Source organism: Nonomuraea fastidiosa, from assembly GCF_042751225.1.
GTDB classification, from domain to species: Bacteria; Actinomycetota; Actinomycetes; order Streptosporangiales; family Streptosporangiaceae; genus Nonomuraea; species Nonomuraea fastidiosa.
Window position 1 is genome coordinate 8,602,377 of sequence record NZ_CP170570.1, and the last position, 20,740, is coordinate 8,623,116.

The 20,740-nt window shown below is 73.2% G+C and carries 17 protein-coding genes; 9 read left to right on the forward strand and 8 right to left on the reverse strand.

The annotated features are described in order from the left end of the window. Nucleotides 1-86: 86 nt before the first annotated feature. Entirely contained in the window at nucleotides 87-428 is a 342-nt protein-coding gene (locus tag ACFMQL_RS39685) for a metalloregulator ArsR/SmtB family transcription factor (protein WP_364064827.1), read from the forward strand. Then, nucleotides 425-2,257 (forward strand): SulP family inorganic anion transporter, encoded by a 1,833-nt coding sequence (locus ACFMQL_RS39690; RefSeq protein WP_378789916.1) that lies wholly within the window; start codon nucleotides 425-427, stop codon nucleotides 2,255-2,257. The genes ACFMQL_RS39685 and ACFMQL_RS39690 overlap by 4 nt, the downstream gene beginning before the upstream one ends. 65 nt (nucleotides 2,258-2,322) lie before the next feature. On the opposite strand, the gene ACFMQL_RS39695 is transcribed toward ACFMQL_RS39690, so the two are convergent. Both ACFMQL_RS39695 and ACFMQL_RS39700 read right to left on the reverse strand, forming a co-directional pair. Further along, entirely contained in the window at nucleotides 2,323-3,996 is a 1,674-nt protein-coding gene (locus tag ACFMQL_RS39695) for an FAD-binding dehydrogenase (RefSeq protein ID WP_378789918.1), read from the reverse strand. A 320-nt stretch (nucleotides 3,997-4,316) separates the two neighbouring features. Beyond that, nucleotides 4,317-4,871: a DUF488 domain-containing protein gene (locus tag ACFMQL_RS39700; protein WP_364064837.1), complete on the reverse strand. Its 555-nt coding sequence runs from the start codon at nucleotides 4,869-4,871 to the stop codon at nucleotides 4,317-4,319. A gap of 723 nt (nucleotides 4,872-5,594) precedes the next feature. On the opposite strand from ACFMQL_RS39700, the gene ACFMQL_RS39705 reads away from it, so the two are divergent. Both ACFMQL_RS39705 and ACFMQL_RS39710 read left to right on the forward strand, forming a co-directional pair. Next, entirely contained in the window at nucleotides 5,595-7,841 is a 2,247-nt protein-coding gene (locus ACFMQL_RS39705) for a transglycosylase domain-containing protein (protein ID WP_378789920.1), read from the forward strand. Nucleotides 7,842-8,028: 187 nt separating this feature from the next. Continuing rightward, a complete protein-coding gene (locus ACFMQL_RS39710) occupies nucleotides 8,029-8,742 on the forward strand; it encodes an aspartate/glutamate racemase family protein (RefSeq protein ID WP_364064840.1) in 714 nt (237 codons plus the stop codon). A gap of 120 nt (nucleotides 8,743-8,862) precedes the next feature. Here the strand turns inward: ACFMQL_RS39710 and ACFMQL_RS39715 are convergent, their stop codons facing one another. From ACFMQL_RS39715 to paaZ, 6 genes are all read right to left on the reverse strand, one after another. Next, nucleotides 8,863-10,326 (reverse strand): dihydrolipoamide acetyltransferase family protein, encoded by a 1,464-nt coding sequence (locus ACFMQL_RS39715; RefSeq protein WP_378789923.1) that lies wholly within the window; start codon nucleotides 10,324-10,326, stop codon nucleotides 8,863-8,865. After that, nucleotides 10,323-11,372 carry an alpha-ketoacid dehydrogenase subunit beta gene (locus ACFMQL_RS39720; RefSeq protein WP_378790265.1) on the reverse strand — a complete coding sequence of 350 codons (1,050 nt, stop codon included), beginning with the start codon at nucleotides 11,370-11,372 and terminating at the stop codon, nucleotides 10,323-10,325. The genes ACFMQL_RS39715 and ACFMQL_RS39720 overlap by 4 nt, the downstream gene beginning before the upstream one ends. Nucleotides 11,373-11,382: 10 nt before the next feature. Further along, entirely contained in the window at nucleotides 11,383-12,480 is a 1,098-nt protein-coding gene (gene pdhA, locus ACFMQL_RS39725; protein ID WP_378789924.1) for a pyruvate dehydrogenase (acetyl-transferring) E1 component subunit alpha, read from the reverse strand. A 627-nt stretch (nucleotides 12,481-13,107) separates the two neighbouring features. Next, the gene (locus ACFMQL_RS39730; RefSeq protein WP_364064846.1) at nucleotides 13,108-13,644 is read right to left on the reverse strand and encodes an Lrp/AsnC family transcriptional regulator; all 537 of its coding nucleotides are present in this window, start codon (nucleotides 13,642-13,644) and stop codon (nucleotides 13,108-13,110) included. 202 nt (nucleotides 13,645-13,846) lie between these two features. Beyond that, on the reverse strand, nucleotides 13,847-14,638 hold the full coding sequence (locus ACFMQL_RS39735) for an enoyl-CoA hydratase-related protein (protein ID WP_364064848.1): 792 nt from the start codon (nucleotides 14,636-14,638) through the stop codon (nucleotides 13,847-13,849). Then, nucleotides 14,635-16,680, reverse strand: a complete 2,046-nt coding sequence (gene paaZ / locus ACFMQL_RS39740; RefSeq protein WP_364064851.1) for a phenylacetic acid degradation bifunctional protein PaaZ — start codon at nucleotides 16,678-16,680, stop codon at nucleotides 14,635-14,637. The genes ACFMQL_RS39735 and paaZ overlap by 4 nt, the downstream gene beginning before the upstream one ends. A 104-nt stretch (nucleotides 16,681-16,784) precedes the next feature. Between paaZ and paaA the strand changes: the two genes are divergently transcribed. From paaA to paaE, 5 genes are all read left to right on the forward strand, one after another. Next, complete coding sequence (gene paaA / locus ACFMQL_RS39745) at nucleotides 16,785-17,747, forward strand: 1,2-phenylacetyl-CoA epoxidase subunit PaaA (protein ID WP_364064853.1); 963 nt, start codon at nucleotides 16,785-16,787, stop codon at nucleotides 17,745-17,747. Then, the gene (gene paaB, locus ACFMQL_RS39750; protein ID WP_364064855.1) at nucleotides 17,744-18,037 is read left to right on the forward strand and encodes a 1,2-phenylacetyl-CoA epoxidase subunit PaaB; all 294 of its coding nucleotides are present in this window, start codon (nucleotides 17,744-17,746) and stop codon (nucleotides 18,035-18,037) included. The genes paaA and paaB overlap by 4 nt, the downstream gene beginning before the upstream one ends. An 11-nt stretch (nucleotides 18,038-18,048) precedes the next feature. Further along, a complete protein-coding gene (paaC, locus tag ACFMQL_RS39755; RefSeq protein ID WP_364064858.1) occupies nucleotides 18,049-18,969 on the forward strand; it encodes a 1,2-phenylacetyl-CoA epoxidase subunit PaaC in 921 nt (306 codons plus the stop codon). Nucleotides 18,970-19,106: 137 nt separating this feature from the next. Continuing rightward, complete coding sequence (gene paaD / locus ACFMQL_RS39760; protein WP_378790266.1) at nucleotides 19,107-19,625, forward strand: 1,2-phenylacetyl-CoA epoxidase subunit PaaD; 519 nt, start codon at nucleotides 19,107-19,109, stop codon at nucleotides 19,623-19,625. Beyond that, entirely contained in the window at nucleotides 19,622-20,710 is a 1,089-nt protein-coding gene (paaE, locus tag ACFMQL_RS39765; RefSeq protein ID WP_378790267.1) for a 1,2-phenylacetyl-CoA epoxidase subunit PaaE, read from the forward strand. The genes paaD and paaE overlap by 4 nt, the downstream gene beginning before the upstream one ends. Nucleotides 20,711-20,740: the final 30 nt, after the last annotated feature.

Here is a 20,740-nt window from a genome sequence, read left to right on the forward strand (position 1 = left end):
GATTTTTCGCAATTCATTGGAAACTAACCTGAGTCATCCCATGACCCGAGCACCTGAGAAGGCACGAAGGAAGGACGCACGCAGAGATGTCGGTGCCCTTGTACGAGGCGAAAGCCGAGCTGTTCCGCCTGCTGGGGCATCCCGTGCGCATCCGGGTGCTCGAACTGCTGCAGGACGGCCCCAAGCCGGTGCGCGACCTGCTGGCCGAGATCGAGGTGGAGCCGACCGGGCTGTCGCAGCACCTGGCCGTGCTACGCCGCTCCGAGCTGGTCACCGCACGGCGTGACGGCTCCACCGTGGTGTACGCGATGTCCGGCGGCGACGTGGCCGAGCTGCTGCGCGCGGCCCGTCACCTGCTCCAGGCCAAGCTCTCCGGCCGTCACGAGCTGCTGAACGAGCTGCTCGAAGCGGAGGCCGGCGAGCGGTGAACGACGTTCTCCTGGCGGGCTGGGCCCGCCTGCGCTCGGTCCTGCCTGCCCGCGCCGACCTGGCCGCCTTCGGCCGCCACCCGCGCCGCGACCTGCTGGCCGGCCTGACGGTGGCGATCGTGGCGCTGCCGCTCGCGCTCGGCTTCGGCATCTCCAGCGGCCTCGGCGCCGAGGCGGGCCTGGCCACCGCCGTGGTGGCGGGTGCGCTGGCGGCCGTGTTCGGCGGCTCCGCCCTGCAGGTGTCGGGGCCGACCGGCGCGATGACGGTGGTGCTGGTGCCGATCACGCACACGTACGGCCCCACCGGCGTGCTGACGGTCGGCGTGATGGCCGGTCTCATCCTGCTCGGCCTGTCGCTGGCACGGGCGGGACGGTTCATGACCCTGGTGCCCGCCCCGGTGGTGGAGGGCTTCACGCTGGGCATCGCCTGCGTGATCGGCCTGCAGCAGGTGCCCGCCGCGCTCGGCGTGCCGACGCCGGAGGGCGACAAGGTCCCGGCCGTGGCCTGGCAGGCGGTGCTCGACTTCGTCGCCCGTCCCAACTGGGCCGCGCTCGCGGTGGCCGGCGCGGTCGCCGCGGTGATGCTGGTGGGCGCGCGGTGGCGGCCAACCGTGCCGTTCTCGCTGCTGGCGGTGGCCGCCGCGACGATCGTCGCCGAGCTGGTGAGCCTGCCGGTGGACCGCATCGGCAACCTGCCCGCAGGGCTGCCCGCGCCGTCGCTCGCGTTCCTGGACGTCTCCGCGCTCGGCTCGCTCATCGCCCCGGCGATCGCGGTCGCCGCGCTGGCCGCGCTGGAGTCGCTGCTGTCGGCCGCCGTCGCGGACGGCATGAGCGTCAACCACAAGCACGACCCCGACAAGGAGCTGTTCGGTCAGGGTCTGGCCAACCTCTTCGCGCCGCTGTTCGGCGGCGTGCCGGCCACGGGCGCGATCGCGCGTACGGCGGTCAACGTGCGGGCGGGTGCCACGTCCCGGCTTGCTTCCCTCGCGCACGCCGCGATCCTTGGCGTGATCGTGTTCACCGCCGCCGATCTGGTGGGCAGGATTCCGCTGGCGGCGCTGGCGGGCGTGCTGCTCGCCACGGCGGTGCGCATGGTCGAGGTCGGCTCGGTACGCGCGATGCTCCGCTCCACCCGTTCCGACGCCCTCGTGCTGGCGCTGACCGCGATCGCCACGCTCGCGCTCGACCTGGTGGCGGCCGTCATCATCGGCCTGATCGTGGCGGGTGCGCTCGCGCTGCGGGCCATCGCGCGCAACGTCCGCCTCGACCACGTGCCGCTCCACCCCGACCTGCCCGGCGACCACGACGAGGAGGAGCGGGCGCTGCTCGCCGAGCACATCGTGGCCTACCGGCTGGACGGCCCGCTGTTCTTCGCCGCCGCGCACCGCTTCCTGCTGGAGCTGTCGGAGGTGTCCGACGTCTCCGTGGTCATCCTGCGCATGTCGCGGGTCACCACGATCGACGCCAGCGGCGCGCTGGTGCTCGGCGATGCGATCACCCGGCTGGAACGGCGCGGCGTCACGGTGCTCGTCTCCGGCATCCGCGACGGCCACCACAAGCCGCTGCGGGCGCTCGGGGTGATCGCCCGGCTGGACGAGGCCGGGCGGGTGTTCGCCTCCACGCCCGAGGCCATCGCCGCGGCCCGCCGCCTGCTGAGCGAGGCCGGCATCCTCCCCGCGGGGCGGTCTGCGACGACCGAACCGGTGTCTGCGGGTCGCCCGAGCGAGCCCGCCGCACCCGTGGGCGCGGCGCGGTCGAACGAGCCCGCCGGCGCGGGCTCGCCGGGCGAGCCCGCGGAGCCCACCGGCCCGGCGCCGAACGCCAGCTAGCGCCTCACACCGCCGGCCGGCGCCTCGCGCTGCCCGGCCGGCGCCCACGCCACCGGGCCGGAGCGTCACGCGACCGCGTCGGCGGCGGCTCGGCCCGCCTGGCGGCCGGAGAACAGGCAGCCGCCGAGGAAGGTGCCCTCCAGGGCGCTGTAGCCGTGGACGCCGCCGCCGCCGAACCCGGCCGCCTCCCCTACCGCGTACAGGCCGGGGACGGGCGAGCCGTCGGCGCCGAGCGCGCGCGAGTCGAGGTCGGTCTGGATGCCGCCGAGGGTCTTGCGGGTCAGGATGTGCAGCTTGACGCCGATGAGCGGGCCGGCCTGCGGGTCGAGGATGCGGTGGGGCACGGCGGTGCGGGTGAGCCGGTCGCCGAGGAAGCGCCGGGAGTTGTGGATGCCCTGCACCTGCGCGTCCTTGCTGTAGGGGTTGGCGATCTGCAGGTCGCGGGCCTCGATCTGGCGGCGCAGCTCGGCGGCGTCGAGCAGCGGCTTGTCGGTGAGCTCGTTCATCTTGGCGACGAGATCTTCCAGCGTGCGGGCCACGACGAAGTCGGCGCCGTGCCGCTTGAACGCCTCGACCGGCGCGGGCGCGCCCTTGCCGAAGAGGCGGCCGCGCAGCACGGCCGTGCGGTCGCCGCTGGTGATGTCGGGGTTCTGCTCGGAGCCGGAGAGCGCGAACTCCTTCTCGATGATCCGCTGGTTGAGTATGAACCAGGAGTGGTCGTACTCGGCGATGTCGGGCGTGGTGCGCAGGTACTTCAGCGTGGCGAGGGTGTCGTAGCCGGGCAGGCAGGGGTCGGGCAGGCGGCGGCCGAGCGCGTCGAACCACAGCGACGACGGCCCGGGCAGGATGCGGATGCCGTGGCCCGGCCAGATGGGGTTCCAGTTCTGGACGCCTTCGGCGTAGTGCCACATGCGGTCGCGGTTGACCATGCGGGCGCCGGCGGCGGCGCTGATGCCGAGCATGCGCCCGTCCACGTACGCCGGCACGCCGATGATCATGCTCTGCGGCGGGGTGCCGAGCCGCTGCGGCCAGGACTGCCGGACGAGGTCGAGGTTGCCGCCGATGCCGCCGCTCGCGACGATGACGGCCTGCGCGGTCAGCTCGAAGGAGCCGGTCACGTCGCGGTTGGAGGCGACGCCGCGCGGCGAGTCGTCGTCGGCGAGCAGGCTGCCGCGCACGCCGGTGACGGCGCCGTTCTGGACGATCAGCTCGTCCACCCGGTGGCGGTGGTGGAAGCTGAGCAGCCCGGCGTCGGCGGCCCGCCGGGCGGCGCGCACGAACGGCGCCACCACGCCGGTGCCGGTGCCCCAGGCGACGTGGAAGCGGGGCACGGAGTTGCCGTGGCCGTCGGCGCGCAGGCCGCCGCGTTCCGCCCAGCCGACGATGGGGGTCAGCTTGATGCCCTGGGCGTCGATCCAGGAGCGCTTCTCGCTCGCGGCCCACTCGACGTACGCGCGGGCCCACCGCTCGGCCCACAGGTCCTCGTCGTCGAGGCGGTCGAAGCGGGCGCTGCCCTGCCAGTCGTTCCAGGCCAGCTCGAAGGAGTCCTTCACGCGCAGGCGCCGCTGCTCGGGCGAGTCGACGATGAACAGCCCGCCGAACGACCAGTACGCCTGCCCGCCCAGGTTGGCCGCGCTCTCCTGGTCGACCAGCGCCACCTTGCGTCCCCTGCTGGTCAGCTCCTGGGCCGCGACGAGCCCGGACAGGCCCGCGCCCACGATGATGACGTCCGCGTCCATGGCGGCACTCCTTTCTCCAGCACTCCGGCGGCGTGCTGCTGCTGTGGCGGGAACATCATGGCGTATCGGGGCGGCGCTCCCTGACGCGTCCGGCGATGGCCTGCCCCAGTTCGGCGGTGGTGTCCCGGCCGCCGGGGCCGGGGGTGAGCGGGGCGTCACCGGGGCCTGCCGCGCGGACCTCCTCGATGGCGCGCCCCGAGCCGAACGTGGTGAAGATCTTCTTCTCCCGGCCGATCCCGCAGGACCCTGGCCGATCCCGCAGGACCCTGGCCGATCCCGCAGGGCGGCCTGTGCGACCGCGACATCCACATGGGCCGGCATCACGTGCCGCCGGCCGCGCTGGTGCCGCCCTCGGGCGGAGGATAGACGAGATGCCCGCCGGCGACCCGCGCGTGCTCGTTGAGCTCCGCGGGTCTCGCCGAGGTCGCCGACATGATGTGCACGACTTCGATCCCGGCGACGAGCAGCGCGTCGGTGATCAGCCGGCGGTGGCAGCGCCACGGCACGGCCTCGCTGCACATGATCGCCGGGCGCTGCTGCCCGGCGAGCTTGAGCAGCTCGTCCAGGCCGCGCCGGAACTCCTCGGTGGCCATGTGGTCGGCGTAGTCGCGGAACGCCTTGACCTCCCACGCGCCGTTGGGGCTCGGCACGCCCTCCGGGGTATGCCGCCGTCCGCCCAGCTCGCGGATCCAGCGGTAGCCGATGCCGGGAGGCAGCGCGTCGACGATGGCCGGCTGGTTCCACTGCGGGAACTTGCGCGACGACGGGAACGACCTGACGTCCACCAGGCACGTGACGTCGTGGGCGCGCAGCATCTCCAGCACCTCATCGAACGCGCGGTTGGAGTGGCCGATCGTGCAGACGCGATTCGTCATCGTGATGCCTCCGCCCCCGAGGAGCACACCGCAGGGATCTCCACGCTATCGCGCGGCATCGCCCGTCACGTCGTTCCGCAGCCGCCTTTCGAGAGATGGCGCGGGCCCTTGCGGAAGTGTTCCGCAGCCGCCATTCGACGGATGGCGCGGCCTTTGCGGAGATCGTGAGAAATACGTGAAATGTCGCCTTTTGCCTGCGGAGCGGGCCGCCGGATGAGTGAATAGGGACCTGTGAGTCACAGCAGCCACGATCCGGAGCCGTCCGGGCGGCAGGACGCCGCCGGTGGGCGGCCCCGCCCTGCGGCGCGTGCGGCGCTCGGCGACCTGTTACGCGCGGGTGGCTGGCCGGGCAAGAGGGCGGCAGCCAGCGGCCGGCGCCGCCCGTCCCGTGACCGGGCGAGCTTCGAGCAGCGCGGATCCGCCCGTTCGGCGGCTCTTGAAGAGGCGCATCCCGCCCCGCGCTCGCGCCCCGTCCGCAGGGGAAGCGGCGCGGACTCCGATGGCATACGCGGCCCTTCGCGCGGCGCCGGCCGCAGGCGCGAGCCGTCCGTCGCTCTCGCACACGACGACGGCGGGCACGACGACCGCGGGCGCGGTGGCGGCGGGCGCGGTGGCGGTGGGCGCGGTCGTGGCGGTGGGCGCGGTCGTGGCGGCGGGCACGGTCGTGGCGGCGGTGGCGAGGGCGAAGGCGGCAAGGGCCGCAGGACCGGGTGGCGGCGGTTCGTGCCGAGCTGGAAGGCCGTGGTGCTCGGCATCATGGTCCTGGTGACCGGCCTGTTCGGCATGGTCATGGTGGCGTACGCGAACACCCCGCTGCCGCGGGAGACCCAGAAGCACGCCACCGAGCAGGGCAGCATCCTCTACTACCGGGACGGCAAGACCGAGCTGGCCAGGCTCGGCACCAGGCGCGAGATCGTCCCCATCTCGCGGATCCCCCGGCACGTCCAGGACGCCTTCATCGCCGCGGAGAACCGTACCTTCCGCACCGACCCCGGCATCTCGATCTCCGGCATCCTGCGCGCGGCGTACAGCACGCTGACCGGGCAGCAGGTGCAGGGCGGATCGACGATCACCCAGGAGATGGCGCGCGGCTACTACGACGGCCTCAGCCAGGAGCGGACCGTGCAGCGCAAGGTCAAGGAGATCTTCGTCTCGATCCGCGCCAGCCAGGAGATGTCGAAGGACGAGATCCTGGCCAACTATCTCAACACCATCTACCTCGGGCGCGGCGCGAACGGCATCCAGGCGGCCGCCCAGGCGTTCTTCGACAAGAACGTCGAGGACCTCACTGTCGCCGAGGCCGCCTACCTGGCCGGGCGCACGCAGCGGCCGGTCGACTTCGACAACGCGGAGCAGGAGAAGAACTTCGCGCCGACGCGGGAGCGGTTCACGTACACGATCAACGGCATGGCCGAGATCGCCCCGGCGCGGTACGGCGACCTGCCCAAGACGGCCGAGTTCCCCAAGCTCGCCCGCCAGGACAAGGTGGAGACCTTCAACGGCATCAAGGGCTACATGGTCGACATCGTCCAGCGGGAGCTGGCCTCGCGCGGCATCGACGACAAGGCGCTGAGCATCGGCGGCTACCGGGTGACGACGACGTTCGACCGGCGGCTGATGCTGGCCGCGAAGAAGGCGGTGGAGAGCAACCTCACCGCCATCGGCGACAAGTACATCCGGGCCAACATGGCGGCCGTCGATCCGCGCAACGGCCGGGTGATCGCCTTCTACAGCGGCCACGACTACCTGAAGAGCTTCACCAACAACGCCTTCGACGCCCACAAGCAGGCGGCGTCGGCGTTCAAGCCGTACGTGCTGGCCGCCTGGCTGGAGCAGGGCTACAGCCTCAAGAGCCACGTCTCCGGCAAGGGCCCGGTCACGCTGCCCGGCACCAAGCCGATCCGCAACTCGCACGACATCGGCGCGTCCGTGACGATCGACAGGGCCACCGCGCAATCGGTGAACACCGCGTTCGCCACCATGGCGCAGGAGGTGGGCCTGGAGGAGGTCGCGAAGATCGCCGAAGGTGCGGGCATCAGCGGGAAGAACCTTCAGGAGGCGATCAAGACCCACTCGTACGGCATGTCCATCGGCGCGGGCCTGGTCACCCCCGTCCAGCAGGCCACCGGGTACGGCATCTTCGCCGCGAACGGCGTCCACCACGACGCGCACGTGATCATCTCGGTGAAGACGAACAAGGGCGTGACCGTGATGAAAGAGGCCAACCCTCCCAAGCCGGTCATCAGCCCGGAGACCGCGGCCGACGCCACGTACGCGATGCAGCAGGTGGTCACGTCGGGCACCGCCCGGGGCACCGCGCTGCCCGGCGGCCGGCCGATCGCCGGCAAGACCGGCACCAACAACGAGAACAAGGAGGCGTGGTTCGTCGGCTACACCCCGCAGCTCTCGTCGGCGGTCGGGATGTACAAGGAGGTGCCGCAGCGTAACCCGAAGACCGGGAAGATCCTCAGGGACCCCAACGGATACGCGCTGCAGAAGGAGGTCTCGCTCGGCGACATCCAGGGCGCGGGCACGCCCACCAAGATCTGGCGGGACTTCATGACGGTGGCGATGGCCGGCAAGCCGGTCGAGGAGTTCCCGCCGCCCTCGTTCGCCGGGCAGCAGCACGACCTGGTGAGCGCGCCGGAGCCCAAGCCGACGAAGGACCCGTCGGACGACGCCGCCGACCCGTCCGACCCGTCCGGCGAGGTGACCGACGACGGCACCGACGACCAGGTGGACGACGGGCTGGACGACACCCCGGCCGACCAGGCGTGCGCGGACGACCCGGCCTGCTCGGGACAGCCCGACGACTCGCCGATCGATCAGGGCGACCCGGTGGACCAGGGGGACCAGGGGGACCAGGGGGACCAGGGAGAGCAGGGAGAGCAGGGAGAGCAGGGGGACCAGGGGGATGAGCAGCTCAACGACAGCGGCGATCCCGCGCTCTCCGAGAACACACAGGGGTAGTCCGCCTCGCGGTGGTGCGCCCGGCGCCGGGCGCACCACCGCACGATCCCCCCACCTACGCCGGGCGCACCACCGCACGATCCCCCCACCTACGCCGGGCGCACCGCCGCACGATCCCCCCACCTGCGCCGGGCGCACCGCTCCCGATTTCCTATAAGCGGAGGAACCGGGCAAGGTGGAGTCCGTGATGCGCACCATCGGTCTGATCGGCGGCATGAGCTGGGAGTCCTCCGCCGAGTACTACCGGATGCTGAACGAGGAGACCCGCCGCCGCCTCGGCGGGCACCACTGCGCGAAGAGCGTCATGGTGACCGTCGACTTCGCCGAGATCGAGGCGATGCAGCGCGACGGCGCGTGGGACCGCGCGGGCGCGCTGCTCGCGCAGGCCGCCGGGAGCCTGGAGCGGGCGGGCGCGGACCTGATCGTCCTGTGCACCAACACCATGCACCAGGTCGCGGACGCCATCGAAGGCGCGGTGAACGTGCCGTTCGTGCACCTCGTGGACGCCACCGCGCGCCGGATCGCGGCGGCCGGGCTCACCACGGTCGGCCTGCTCGGCACCCGCTTCACCATGGAGATGGACTTCTACCGGGCGCGGATGCGCGGCCACGGCATCGACGTGCTGGTGCCGGACGAGCCGGACCGCACGCTCGTGCACGACGTCATCTACCAGGAGCTGACGCTGGGACGTGTGGAGCCCGCGTCGCGGGAGGCGTACCGGCGGGTCATCGCCGGTCTCGCCGGGCGCGGCGCGCAGGGTGTCATCCTCGGCTGCACCGAGATCACCCTGCTGGTGGGCCAGGACGACAGCCCCGTCCCGGTGTTCGACTCCACCCGCATCCACGTGGAGGCCGCCCTCGGCCTCGCCCTCGCACCGGACGAGGCCGCGCGCACGGCGTAGACGCGCGCAAGCCGGGGCGCCCTTCGGCGGCGCACGCAGGCCGGGGGCGCCCTTCGGCGGCGCACGCAGGCCGGGGGCGGCCCTCGGCGCCGCACGCAGGCCGGGGGCGGCCCTCGGCGGTCAGAGGTCGGCGAGCAGGATCGCCGGGTTCTCCACGCAGTCGGCCACGTGCCGCAGGAAGCCGCCCGCCGCTCCCCCGTCGCAGACCCGGTGGTCGAACGTCAGCGAGAGCTGGGCGATCTTGCGGGGGACGACGGCGCCGTCGTGCACCCACGGACGCTCGATGACGCGGCCGACGCCCAGCAGCGCCGCCTCCGGGTGGTTGATGATCGGGGTGGAGCCGTCCACGCCGAAGACGCCGTAGTTGTTGAGCGTGAACGTGCCGCCGGTCAGCGACTCGGGCGGCAGCTTGCCCGCCCTGGCCAGGCCGGTGAGCCTGGTCAGCTCGGCGGCGAGCTGGGCCGTCGTCATCAGGTGCGCGTCGCGGACCACCGGCACGACCAGGCCGCGGTCGGTCTGGGCAGCGAAGCCCAGGTGGATGCGGCCGTACCTGACGATCTCCGAACGGTCGGTGTCCACCGTCGAGTTCAGCTCGGGGAAGCGGCGCAGGCCGTCCACGCAGATGCGGGCGAGCAGCGCCAGCAGGCCGATGCCGAGCTGCGGGCGGTTGCGGCGGAGCGCGTCGCGGGCGGCGACCAGGTCGGTGGCGTCCACGTCCACCCAGGTCGTGGCGTCGGGGATCTCGGCGCGGCTGCGGCTCAGCTTCTCGGCCACGGCCCTGCGCACGCCGCGCAGCGGGATCCGCTCGACCTCCGCAGGAGCCGGCCGGGCCTCCTGGGTCACCGGCCGGGCGGCCTGCTCGCTCGTGGCCGGCCTCGCCCGCTCGATGGCCCGCTCGACGTCGCGGCGCAAGATCACCTGGCGCGGGCCGGTAGGGGTGACGCCGGCGAGGTCGATACCGTGCTCGCGGGCGATCCTGCGGACCAGCGGCGAGATCACGCGCGGCGCCTGCCGCCCCGCATGCTGCCGGGGCTTCTCGGGGACGGCCTGCCGGAGCGGGCGCGCCTCCGCCGGCCTGGCAGGACGCGCCTCCGCCTGATCGGCAGGGTGCGCCTCCGCCGCTCGCGGCTTCGCGGCCTCCTCCGGCGTGGCCTGCCGGAGCGGGCGCGGGCCGGTCAAGGGTGACGTGCCGGCCGCAGACGGCTTGGCGGCGGTGCGGCGACGGCGGCGGGAGGACGGGCGGTGGCCGGTGCCGTAGCCGATGAGGACGTTGCCGCTGCCCGCCCGCTCCTCCTCGCGGTACTGCACGGCCGCCGGGTCCTCGGGGCTCTCGGCGGTGCCGATCTCGATGAGCGGCTCCCCCACCGACAGGACCGCGCCGGGCGCGGCGTGCAGGGCGAGCACGGTGCCCGCGTACGGCACCGGCACCTCCACCGCCGCCTTGGCCGTCTCGACCTCCACCACGATCTGGTCCACCTCGACGGTGTCGCCGACCGCCACCTTCCAGTCGAGCACCTCGGCCTCGGTCAGCCCCTCGCCCAGGTCGGGCAGCCGGAACACCTGACGCGCGCCGGTGGCCGTCATGACGCCTCCCTGCTCAGGTGCAGCAGGTCGGGCTGGTCGTCGAACTGGAGCCGGTCCACCGCGTCGAGCACCCGGTCCACATCGGGCAGGTGGGTGTGCTCCAGCTTGGGCGGCGGGTACGGGATGTCGAAGCCGGTGACGCGCAGCACGGGCGCGGCCAGGGAGTGGAAGCAGCGCTCCTGGACGCGGGCCGCGATCTCGGCGCCGACCCCGGCGAAGCCCTGCGCCTCCTGGATCACCACGCACCGCCCGGTCCTGCGTACCGACGACACCACGGTCTCGTCGTCGAACGGCACGATGGTCCGCAGGTCCACCACCTCCAGCGAGCGGCCTTCGGCGGCGGCCGCCTCCGCTGCCTGGAGCGCGACGGGCACGCCCGGCCCGTACGCGACGAGCGTGACGTCGTGCCCCTCGCGCCGCACCACGGCCCGGCCGAAACCGGGGGCGCGCCGCTCGGCGGGCGAGAAATCCTCCTTGGCCCAGTACAGCCGCTTGGGCTCCATGAAGATCACCGGGTCGGGGTCGGCGATGGCCTCGCGGAGCAGCCAGTACGCGTCCTCGACGGTGGCGGGCGTGACGACCTTCAGCCCGGGCGTGTGGGCGTAGTACGCCTCGCTGGAGTCGCAGTGGTGCTCGACCCCGCCGATGCCTCCGGCGAACGGGATGCGGATCACCATCGGCAGCGACACCCGGCCGCGGGTGCGGTTGCGGGTCTTGGCCACGTGGGAGGCGATCTGCTCGAACGCCGGGTAGGCGAAGGCGTCGAACTGCATCTCGACGACGGGGCGGAAGCCGCCCATCGCCATGCCGACGGCCAGGCCGACGATGCCGGACTCGGCGAGCGGGGTGTCGAAGCAGCGCTCCTCGCCGAACTCCTTGGTCAGCCCGTCGGTGATGCGGAACACGCCGCCGAGCGGGCCGACGTCCTCGCCGAAGACGAGCACCCGCTCGTCCTCGCGCATCGCGTCGCGCAGTGCGGCGTTCAGCGCCTGCGCCATCGTGGTCGGCTTCCGCGCGGAAACGGGCGCGGACGCGGATACGGACATGGCGGTCATGTCACTCCTCCGTGGCGGTCAGCTCGGCCCGCAGCAGGTCGCGCTGCTCGCGCAGCTGCGGCGTGGGCTCGGCGAAGACGTGGTCGAACAGCTCGAACGGGTCGGTCTCCGGGTCGGCGTTCATGCGTTCGCGGACGCGGGCGGCGTACTCGTCGGCGGCCTGCGCGGCGGCGGCCACGCCCTCGTCGTCCAGCAGGCCCCTGCCGCGCAGGTAGGTCTCCAGGCGGATCAGCGGGTCGGCCTGCGCCCACCGGGCGACCTCGTCGTCGTCGCGGTAGCGGGTGGGGTCGTCGGCGTTGGTGTGCGGGTCCATCCGGTACGTGTGCGCCTCGACCAGGAACGGCCCGCCGCCCCCGCGGGCCCGCTCGACGGCCGCGGTCAGCACGGACAGCACGGCCACCAGGTCGTTGCCGTCCACCTGCTCCGACGGCACGCCGTACCCGACGCCCTTGTACGCCAGCGCGGGCGCGGCGGTCTGCCTGGCCAGCGGCACCGAGATGGCGTACTTGTTGTTCTGCACGAGGAACACGACCGGGCAGCGCAGCACCCCGGCGTAGTTGAGCGCCTCGTGAAAGTCGCCCTCGCTGGTGCCGCCGTCGCCGATGAAGGCCAGCACGACGGCGTCCTCGCCCTTGCGGCGCAGCGCCTCGGCCATGCCGACCGCGTGGATCGTCTGGGTGGCGAGCGGCGTGCACTGCGGGGCGACGCGGACGGCGCCCGGGTCGTAGCCGCAGTGCCAGTCGCCGCGCAGGAGCGTGAGCACCTCGACGGGGTCGAGGCCACGGGAGACGAGGGCCACGCTGTCGCGGTAGGTGGGGAAGAGCCAGTCGGTGTCGCGCAGCGCGAGCACGCCGCCGATCTGGCAGGCCTCCTGTCCCAGGCTGGAGGGGTAGACGGCGAGCCGGCCCTGCTTGGTCAGCGCGGTCGCCTGGCGGTCGAACCGGCGGCCGACGACCATCCGGCGGTAGGCCTCCGTGAGCCGCTCACCGGCCGGCATCGGGTAGTCGGCGGGGGGATCGACGGCGGTGCCGTCCTCGGCGACGAAGCGCACCGGGACGGGCGCGGGGAGGAGACCGTCGACCACCTGAGGATGGGACATGGCGACGCTCGCTTTCTCTGGACGGTGGACAAGAGAAGCGTCCGCGTCGCGTGCCATTCGTTCAAGACATCGGCGGCGATAGGCGACAAATGGCCACAAAGAACGCTTCAGACGGCCATTTGTCGATCCAGTGCCCGGCACTAACGGGACCCGCCGGACGTTTTGCCGCCGCCCCCGCCGAGCCTGATCATCCCGCCCGCGCCGACCCGGCGCTCGGGCCGGGTCGGCGCGCCGCTCGCGCCCGTCCGCAGCCGCGCGCCGCTCGCGCCTGTGCCGGTCGCGGCTGTTCGCAGCCGCGCGCCGTTCGCGGTCGTCCGCCGCCCGTGCCGGCTCAGCGATCGGGCCGCTCCCGGCCACCGCCGACCGCTCCCACGCGGCGGCGCACTCAGGCAAGGCGAGACGAGGCCAGGGGGCTGAGGCGCGCCCAGGCGCGAAGGCCCGCCTGTGCGCGAGGGCGCGGCCGAATACGAAGGCGCGCTCACGGGCGGGGCGCGAAGCACGACCAGGCGTACGCGCAAAGCCAGCCGCAAGCGAGCGCTCCAGGCGAGGACGTGATCGGACGCGGGGGCGCGGTCGAGCGCGAAAGCACGGTCGGGCGCGAAAACGTGATCGGACGCGAGGACGCGGTCAGGCGCGGGGGCGGCCCCAGTGTGCGCCCTGGCCGCGGGCCTCGTCGAACACCAGCCACGTCCGCGTGGCCCGCACGCCCGGAATGTCCTGGATGCGTTCGAGCACGACGTGCCGCAGCGCCGCGTTGTCCGGCGTCCTGACCAGCGCCAGCACGTCGTAGTCGCCGCCGACCATGGCGAAGTGCTCGACGTAGGGGGTCTCGCGCAGCCGCGCCGACACCTGCCGCCAGGAGTTCTGCTCGATGGTGATCGACACGTACGCGCTGGTGCCGAGGCCCGCCTTGGCCGGCGAGATCTCGGCGGTGAAGCCGGTGATCACGCCGTCCTCCATGAGCCGGGTCAGCCGGGCGTACGCGCTGGCCCGGGAGATGTGCACGTGCTCGGCGAGGGTGCGCACCGACATGCGGCCGTCGCGCCGCAGCTCGGCGATGATGGCGCGATCGACGTCGTCGAGCGTGGCGGCGGCGCGTTCCGGCCATTCATCACCGCCTTGTACGCCCGCCGCGCCGGGTGCCGTGGGCGGGTGGCTCTCCATGCCCTCACTCCTTGCCGAAGGTCTGCGGGTGCCTGCCCGCCGGAGCGGCGGGCGGGCGGCGGTGGCCGTCGATCGGGCCGTCACGCGTGGCCGTCATCTGAGGTCGTCACGCGAGGCCGTCACGTGACGCCGTTGCGCGAAGCCATCACGGACGCCGTTGCGCGCGGCCGTCACGTGCGGCCGTCACTTGAACACGGGCCTCTCAGCGGCCCTCGAAGGCGGGCCTGCGCTTGTTCAGGAACGCTTCGACGGCGGCGGCGTGGTCGGCCGTACGCCCCAGGCGGGCCTGGGCGCGCGCCTCGGCGGCGAGCGTCGCGCCGAGGTCGCGTCCCCAGGCGTCGGCGATGAGCCGCTTGGACTCGGCGTAGGCGGCGGTGGGCCCGGCCGCGAGCCGTCCGGCCAGCTCGCGCGCCGTCGTCGCCAGCTCCTCCGGCGGCACCACGCGGCCCGCGATCCCCCACTCCACGGCCTGCCGCGGCGTGAACGTCTCGGCGAGCAGCACGAGCTCCCTGGCCCGCGACTCGCCGACCGAGCGGGTGAGCGTGGCCGACAGGCCGGAGTCGCAGGTCAGCCCGATCGAGCAGAACGCCGTGCCGAGCACCGCGTTCTCGGCGAACACCCGCAGGTCGCAGGCCAGCGCCAGGGCCAGCCCCGCGCCCACGCAGGTGCCGCCGACGGCCGCGACCACCGGCTTGGCCATGGTGGCGAGCAGCCGCACGATCGGGGCGTAGTCCTCCTCGACGGTGTCGAAGGCGTGCCCGGGGTCGTCGCGCAGCGCCGCCGCGTGCTCGGCCAGGTCCTGGCCGGCGCAGAAGGCCCCGCCCGCGCCGGACAGCAGCACCGCGCGTACGGAGGCGTCGGCGGCGATCTCTTCGAGGGCGTGGCGCAGCTCCAGCTTGGTCTTGGCGTCGAGCGCGTTGCGGCGCTCGGGCCGGTTCAGCGTGACGGCCGCCACGGCGCCGTCGCGTTCGACGAGTACGGCGGCGCCGCTCACGAGCGGTCACCGTCCCAGGTCTTGGCGACCAGGGTGAGCACGTCGTACGTGGCGACCGGCTGCCCCTCCTGGTTGGTCACCACGGCGTCCCAGCGCACCTCGCCGTAGTCGGCGCTGCGGCGCGGGGTGATCTGCTTGACGGTGAGGGTGACGGCGATGCTGTCGCCCGCCTTGACCGGGGTGAGGAAGCGCAGCGAGTCCACGCCGAAGTTGGCCAGCACCGGGCCGGGCGCCGGGTCGACGAAGAGCCCGGCGGCCAGCGAGACGACCAGGTAGCCGTGCGCGACGATGCCGCCGAACAGCGGGTTGCGCGCGGCCGCCTCGGGGTCGGTGTGCGCGTAGAAGGTGTCGCCGGTGAACTCGGCGAAGTGCTCGATGTCCGCCGGCGTGACCGTGCGCGGCTCGGAGGCGATGGTGTCGCCGATGCGCAGCTCGGCCAGCGACTTGCGGAAGGGGTGCACGTCGCTCTCGCGGCGGGCGGCGCCGGTCGTCCAGCGTCCGGTGACGGCGGTGAGCAGGTCGGGCGAGGCCTGGACGGCGGTGCGCTGCATGTGGTGCAGCACGCCGCGGATGCCGCCCAGCTCCTCACCGCCGCCGGCCCTGCCGGGGCCGCCGTGCACGAGGGTGGGCAGCGGCGAGCCGTGCCCGGTGGACTCCTTGGCGTCGTCGCGGTCGAGCACCAGGACGCGGCCGTGCCAGGGCGCGAGCCCGAGCACCACGGACCTCGCGACCTCGGGGTCGTGGGTGGCGACGGAGGCGACCAGGCTGCCGCGCCCCCTGGCGGCCAGGGCGACGGCCTCGTCCAGCCCGTCGTAGGTGAGCACGGTGCTGACGGGGCCGAACGGCTCGACGTCGTGCGGCTCGGTGGCGCCCGGCCTGGCGCGCAGCACGAGCGGGGTCATGAACGCGCCGCGCGTGGCGTCGCCGTCCAGCAGCGGCCCGCCCGCGGGGTCGCCGAACACCACGTCGGCGCTCGCCCGCAGGGCCTCGACGGCCTTGCGGACCTCCTCGCGCTGGGCGAGACCGGCCAGCGCGCCCATGCGCACGTCGGGGTTGCGCGGGTCGCCGACGGTCACCTTGGCCAGGCGGGCGGCCAGCGCCTCCTCGACCTGCGCGGCCATGGACGAGGGCACCAGCACGCGGCGGATGGCGGTGCACTTCTGCCCGGCCTTGACCGTCATCTCGGTGACGACGCCCTTGATGAACAGGTCGAACTCGGGGTCGTCGGCGCGTACGTCGGGGCCGAGGATCGAGCAGTTGAGCGAGTCGGCCTCGACGCCGAGCACGACGCCGCCGTCCAGCACGTTGGGGTGGCGGCGCAGGATGCCCGCGGTGTGGGCGGAGCCGGTGAAGGCCACGGAGTCCTGCACGGTCAGCTCGTCGAGCAGCCCGCCCGCGCTGCCGGCGAGGAGCTGGAGCGAGCCTTCGGGCAGGATGCCGGAGTCGATGATGAGGCGGACGGCCCGTTCGGCGAGGTAGGCGGTCTGGCTCGCGGGCTTGACGATCGTGGGCAGGCCGGCGAGGAAGGCCGGGGCGAGCTTCTCCAGCATGCCCCAGACGGGGAAGTTGAAGGCGTTGATCTGCACGGCCACGCCCGGCCTGGAGGTGTAGATGTGCTGGCCGGCGAACGTGCCGCCCTTGCCGAGGCGTTCCAGGCCGCCGTCTAGGTAGACGGTGTCGTTCGGCAGCTCGCGCACGCCCTTGCTCGAGTAGCTGAACAGGGTGCCGATGCCGCCGTCCACGTCGATGGCGGTGTCGCGGGAGGTGGCGCCGGTGCGCACGGACAGGGCGTACAGCTCCTCCTTCCGCTCCAGCAGGTGCTTGGCGAGCTCCTTGAGCAGGGCGGCCCGCTCGTGGAAGGTGAGCGAGCGCACGGCGGGACCGCCGGTCTCCTTGGCGTATCTGACCATCGCGGCGACGTCGAGGCCGCGGCTGGAGATGCGCGCGACCTCCTCGCCCGTGGCCGCGTCGAGCAGCGGCTCTCCCTCGTCGGCCGCGCGGAACCACCGTCCGGCGGCATAGCTCTCCAGCAGCGTGCTCACACTGTCTCCTCTCGCCTGGCGCGACCTTGCGCGGGCGCCCCTCTATGTGCGACCTTATTACTGACCGAGCGATAAGTAAATGAGCCCGAGGTGTCGGAGGAAAGATGACGACCACTCCAGCGGAGCCGGACCTCGAGGCCCGGCTGCAGGCCGGGTTCGACGCGACCATCGCCCGTAACGACCGCATCGAGCCGCGCGACTGGATGCCCGACGCCTACCGCAAGACGCTCATCCGCCAGATCGCCCAGCACGCGCACTCCGAGATCATCGGCATGCAGCCGGAGGGCAACTGGATCAGCCGCGCCCCCTCGCTGCGCCGTAAGGCGATCCTGCTCGCCAAGGTGCAGGACGAGGCGGGTCACGGGCTCTATCTGTACTCCGCGTGCGAAACCTTGGGCGTCTCCCGGGCCGAGCTGACCGAGCTGCTGCTCGCCGGCAAGCAGAAGTACTCGTCGATCTTCAACTATCCGACGCTGTCGTACGCCGATGTCGGCACCATCGGCTGGCTGGTGGACGGCGCCGCGATCTGCAACCAGGTGCCGCTGTGCCGCACCTCCTACGGCCCGTACGGCCGCGCGATGATCCGCATCTGCAAGGAGGAGTCGTTCCACCAGCGGCAGGGGTACGAGCTGCTGATGACGATGATGCGCGGCACCGACGAGCAGCGTGCCATGGTGCAGGAGTCGGTGAACCGGTTCTGGTGGCCGTCGCTGATGATGTTCGGCCCGCCGGACGACCGCTCGCCCAACAGCGCGCGTTCGATGGCCTGGGGCATCAAGCGCAACTCCAACGACGAGCTGCGCCAGAAGTTCGTGGACATGACGGTCCCGCAGGCCGAGGCGCTCGGCGTGACGCTGCCCGACCCCGAGCTGCGCTGGAACGAGGAGCGCGGGCACTACGACTTCGGCGAGCCCGACTGGGACGAGTTCGCCGCCGTGCTGCGCGGCGACGGGCCGTGCAACGCCCAGCGCATGGCCCACCGCAGGGCCGCGCACGAGGAGGGCGCCTGGGTACGCGAGGCCGCCATGGCGTTCGCCGAGCGCTCGCGAGAGGAGGCCGCGCGATGACCGCCGACCGCCGGGAATGGCCGCTGTACGAGGTGTTCGTGCGCGGCAAGCGCGGGCTCAACCACGTGCATGTCGGCTCGCTGCACGCCCCCGACGACCAGATGGCGCTGCGGCACGCCCGCGACGTCTACACGCGCCGCAACGAGGGCGTCAGCATCTGGGTCGTACGCGCCGACGCCATCACCGCGTCGAGTCCCGACGAGAAGGACCCGCTCTTCGCGCCCAGCGGTGACAAGGTCTACCGGCATCCGACGTTCTACGAGATCCCGGCTGACGTCCCGCACATCTGATGGGATCACTGATGAACGAGGAACACGGCAGCATCTTCGACGGCCTGCTGGAGAGCGGCGACTCCGGGCAGTGGGCCTTCGGCACCGACTTCGAGGACCCGCTGGCCGGGATCGACACCACCACGCCCGACGGGGTGGACCCGGCCGGGCTGGCGGCGTACTGCCTCATGCTCGGCGACGACGCGCTGATCATGTCGCAGCGGCTGTCGGAGTGGTGCAGCCGCGCGCCCGACCTGGAAGAGGACATCGCGCTCGCGAACATGGCGCTCGACCTGCTCGGGCAGGCGCGGCTGCTGCTGGCGCGGGCGGCGGCGGCCGACCCGTCCGTGGTGCCCGTGCTGCCGGACGGTTCGCCGGTGCCGCCGGAGGACCGGCTCGCGTTCTTCCGCGACGACCGCGAGTTCCGCAACGTGCGGCTCGCCGAGGTGCCGAACGGCGACTTCGCGCACGTGGTGGTGCGGCTGCTGCTGTTCTCGGCGGCCCGGCTCGCGGTGTTCGAACGGCTGCGCGCCAGCCGTGACCAGGTGCTCGCGGCCGTCGCCGGCAAGGGCGTCAAGGAGCTCGCCTACCACCGCGACTGGGCCGGGCGCTGGTTCCTGACGCTGGCGCGCGGCACCGAGGAGTCGCACCGCAGGCTGCTCGCCGCGCTCGACGCGCTGTGGCCGCTGCGGGCCGAGCTGGTCGCCTCCCATCCGCTCGAACGGTCGATGGCGGGCGCGGGGGTGGGCGTGGATCCGGCGTCCGTGGCCGGTGAGGTGGACGCGGTCGTCGACCAGGTGCTCGCCGTGAGCGGCGTCGAACGTCCCGAGCGGGCGCCGCTGGCCGGGGTCGGCGGGCGTACCGGAAGGGACGGCATGCACACCGAGGCGCTGAGCAGGCTGCTCGCCGAGATGCAGGTCGTCGCCCGAGCACACCCGATGGGGCGCTGGTGAGCGCCCGCGAGGCCCGCGCCGGCGTCCAGGCGCAGGAGCGCGAGGACCGGGCGACCGTTCAAGCGCAGGAGCGCGCGGGCCGGGCGACCGTTCAGGCGCAGGAGCACGAGGCCCCGGCGACCGTTCAGGCGCGGAAGGTGGCCGCGCGGCGGGCCGCCGAGGCCGCCGAGGTGGCCGGGCGGGTGCGCGATCCCGAGATGCCGATGCTCACGCTCGCCGACCTCGGCGTGCTGCGCGGCGTGGAGGTGACGCACGACGCCGAGGGCGCCGAGGTGGTCGTCGCCTCGATCACGCCGACGTACACCGGCTGCCCCGCCATGAAGACCATGCGCGACGACCTCGTGCACCGGCTCAGGGAGGCCGGGTTCGAGCGCGTGGAGGTGCGCGTCGTGCTCGACCCGCCGTGGTCCAGCGACTGGATCTCCGAACGCGGCAGGGCCGCCCTGCGCGCCGCCGGGCTGTCACCGCCGGGTCCCGCGCCCCGGCGGAGCGGTCCCGTGCTGCTCACGCTGGGCCCGAAGCGGGCCGCGCCACCCTGCCCGCGCTGCGGCTCGGCGGACACCCGGCTCACCTCCGAGTTCGGCGCGACCGCCTGCAAGGCCCTCTACCGCTGCGCCGCCTGCCTCGAACCGTTCGAGCACGTCAAGGAGATCTGACGATGACCATGCTCGGGACCGCGCCGTCCAGGGCCGCCGTCTTCCACCCGCTGGCCGTGTCGGCGGTGGACCGGCTGTGCGACGACGCCGTCGCGATCACGTTCGAGGTGCCGCTCGAGCTGCGGGAGGCGTACGCGTTCAAGGCCGGCCAGTCACTCACGCTGCGCCGCGTCATCGACGGACGCGAGGAGCGCCGCTCGTACTCGATCTGCGCCCCGGTGGGCGCCGCGCCGCGCATCGGCGTGCGGGAGATCCCCGGCGGCCTGTTCTCCTCCTGGCTGGTCCACGAGGTACGTCCGGGCACCGTCATCGAGGTGCAGCCGCCCACCGGCTCCTGGCAGGCCGACCCGGACAGCGGCGAGCGCCACCTGTGCGTGGCGGCCGGCTCGGGCATCACGCCGCTGCTGTCGATCGCCTCGACCGTGCTCACCCACCCTCGCGCCCAGGTCTCCCTCGTGTACGGCAACCGCACCAGCCGCACGGTGATGTTCGCCGAGGAGCTGGGCGACCTGAAGAACCGCTACGGCCCCCGCCTGCAGATCGTGCACGCGCTCTCCCGCGAGCCGCGCGACGTGGAGCTGCTGTCGGGACGGCTGGACGGCGACCGGCTGCGCCGCCTGCTCACCCGCCTGGTGCCCGTCGAGGTGTTCGACCACGTGTGGCTGTGCGGGCCGCTGCAGATGATCGATGAGGCCCGGCCGGTGCTCGCCGAGCTGGGCGTCCCGGCCGAGCGGGTGCACGTCGAGCTGTTCTACGCCGACGCGCCGCCGCCTCCGCCGCGCAGGGACGACTCCGTCCCGCCGGGCGCGACCACGGAGCTGACGACCGTGCTCGACGGGCTGCGCACCACCTCGACGGTCTCCCGGGAGACGACGCTGCTGGAGGGCGCCCAGGCGAGCCGGGCGGACCTGCCGTTCGCGTGCAAGGGCGGCGTGTGCGGCACGTGCCGGGCCGTCGTGCGCTCGGGCGAGGTGGACATGCGGCGCAACTACGCGCTGGAGCCGTCCGAGCTGGCCGCCGGGTTCGTGCTGACCTGCCAGACGTACCCGGTGAGCGAACAGGTCACCATCGACTACGACGCCTGATCTCACGGGAGCCCACGTGTCAGCTATCTC

Coding starts and splice junctions, on each gene's coding strand:
- ACFMQL_RS39700 (WP_364064837.1), bottom strand. CDS start 4,871: ATGACGAATCGCGTCTGCACGATCGGCCACTCCAACCGCGCGTTCGAT.
- ACFMQL_RS39720 (WP_378790265.1), bottom strand. CDS start 11,372: ATGTCCGTATCCGCGTCCGCGCCCGTTTCCGCGCGGAAGCCGACCACG.
- ACFMQL_RS39715 (WP_378789923.1), bottom strand. CDS start 10,326: ATGACGGCCACCGGCGCGCGTCAGGTGTTCCGGCTGCCCGACCTGGGC.
- ACFMQL_RS39730 (WP_364064846.1), bottom strand. CDS start 13,644: ATGGAGAGCCACCCGCCCACGGCACCCGGCGCGGCGGGCGTACAAGGC.
- ACFMQL_RS39685 (WP_364064827.1), top strand. CDS start 87: ATGTCGGTGCCCTTGTACGAGGCGAAAGCCGAGCTGTTCCGCCTGCTG.
- pdhA (WP_378789924.1), bottom strand. CDS start 12,480: ATGTCCCATCCTCAGGTGGTCGACGGTCTCCTCCCCGCGCCCGTCCCG.
- paaB (WP_364064855.1), top strand. CDS start 17,744: ATGACCGCCGACCGCCGGGAATGGCCGCTGTACGAGGTGTTCGTGCGC.
- ACFMQL_RS39710 (WP_364064840.1), top strand. CDS start 8,029: ATGCGCACCATCGGTCTGATCGGCGGCATGAGCTGGGAGTCCTCCGCC.
- ACFMQL_RS39695 (WP_378789918.1), bottom strand. CDS start 3,996: ATGGACGCGGACGTCATCATCGTGGGCGCGGGCCTGTCCGGGCTCGTC.
- paaC (WP_364064858.1), top strand. CDS start 18,049: ATGAACGAGGAACACGGCAGCATCTTCGACGGCCTGCTGGAGAGCGGC.
- paaA (WP_364064853.1), top strand. CDS start 16,785: ATGACGACCACTCCAGCGGAGCCGGACCTCGAGGCCCGGCTGCAGGCC.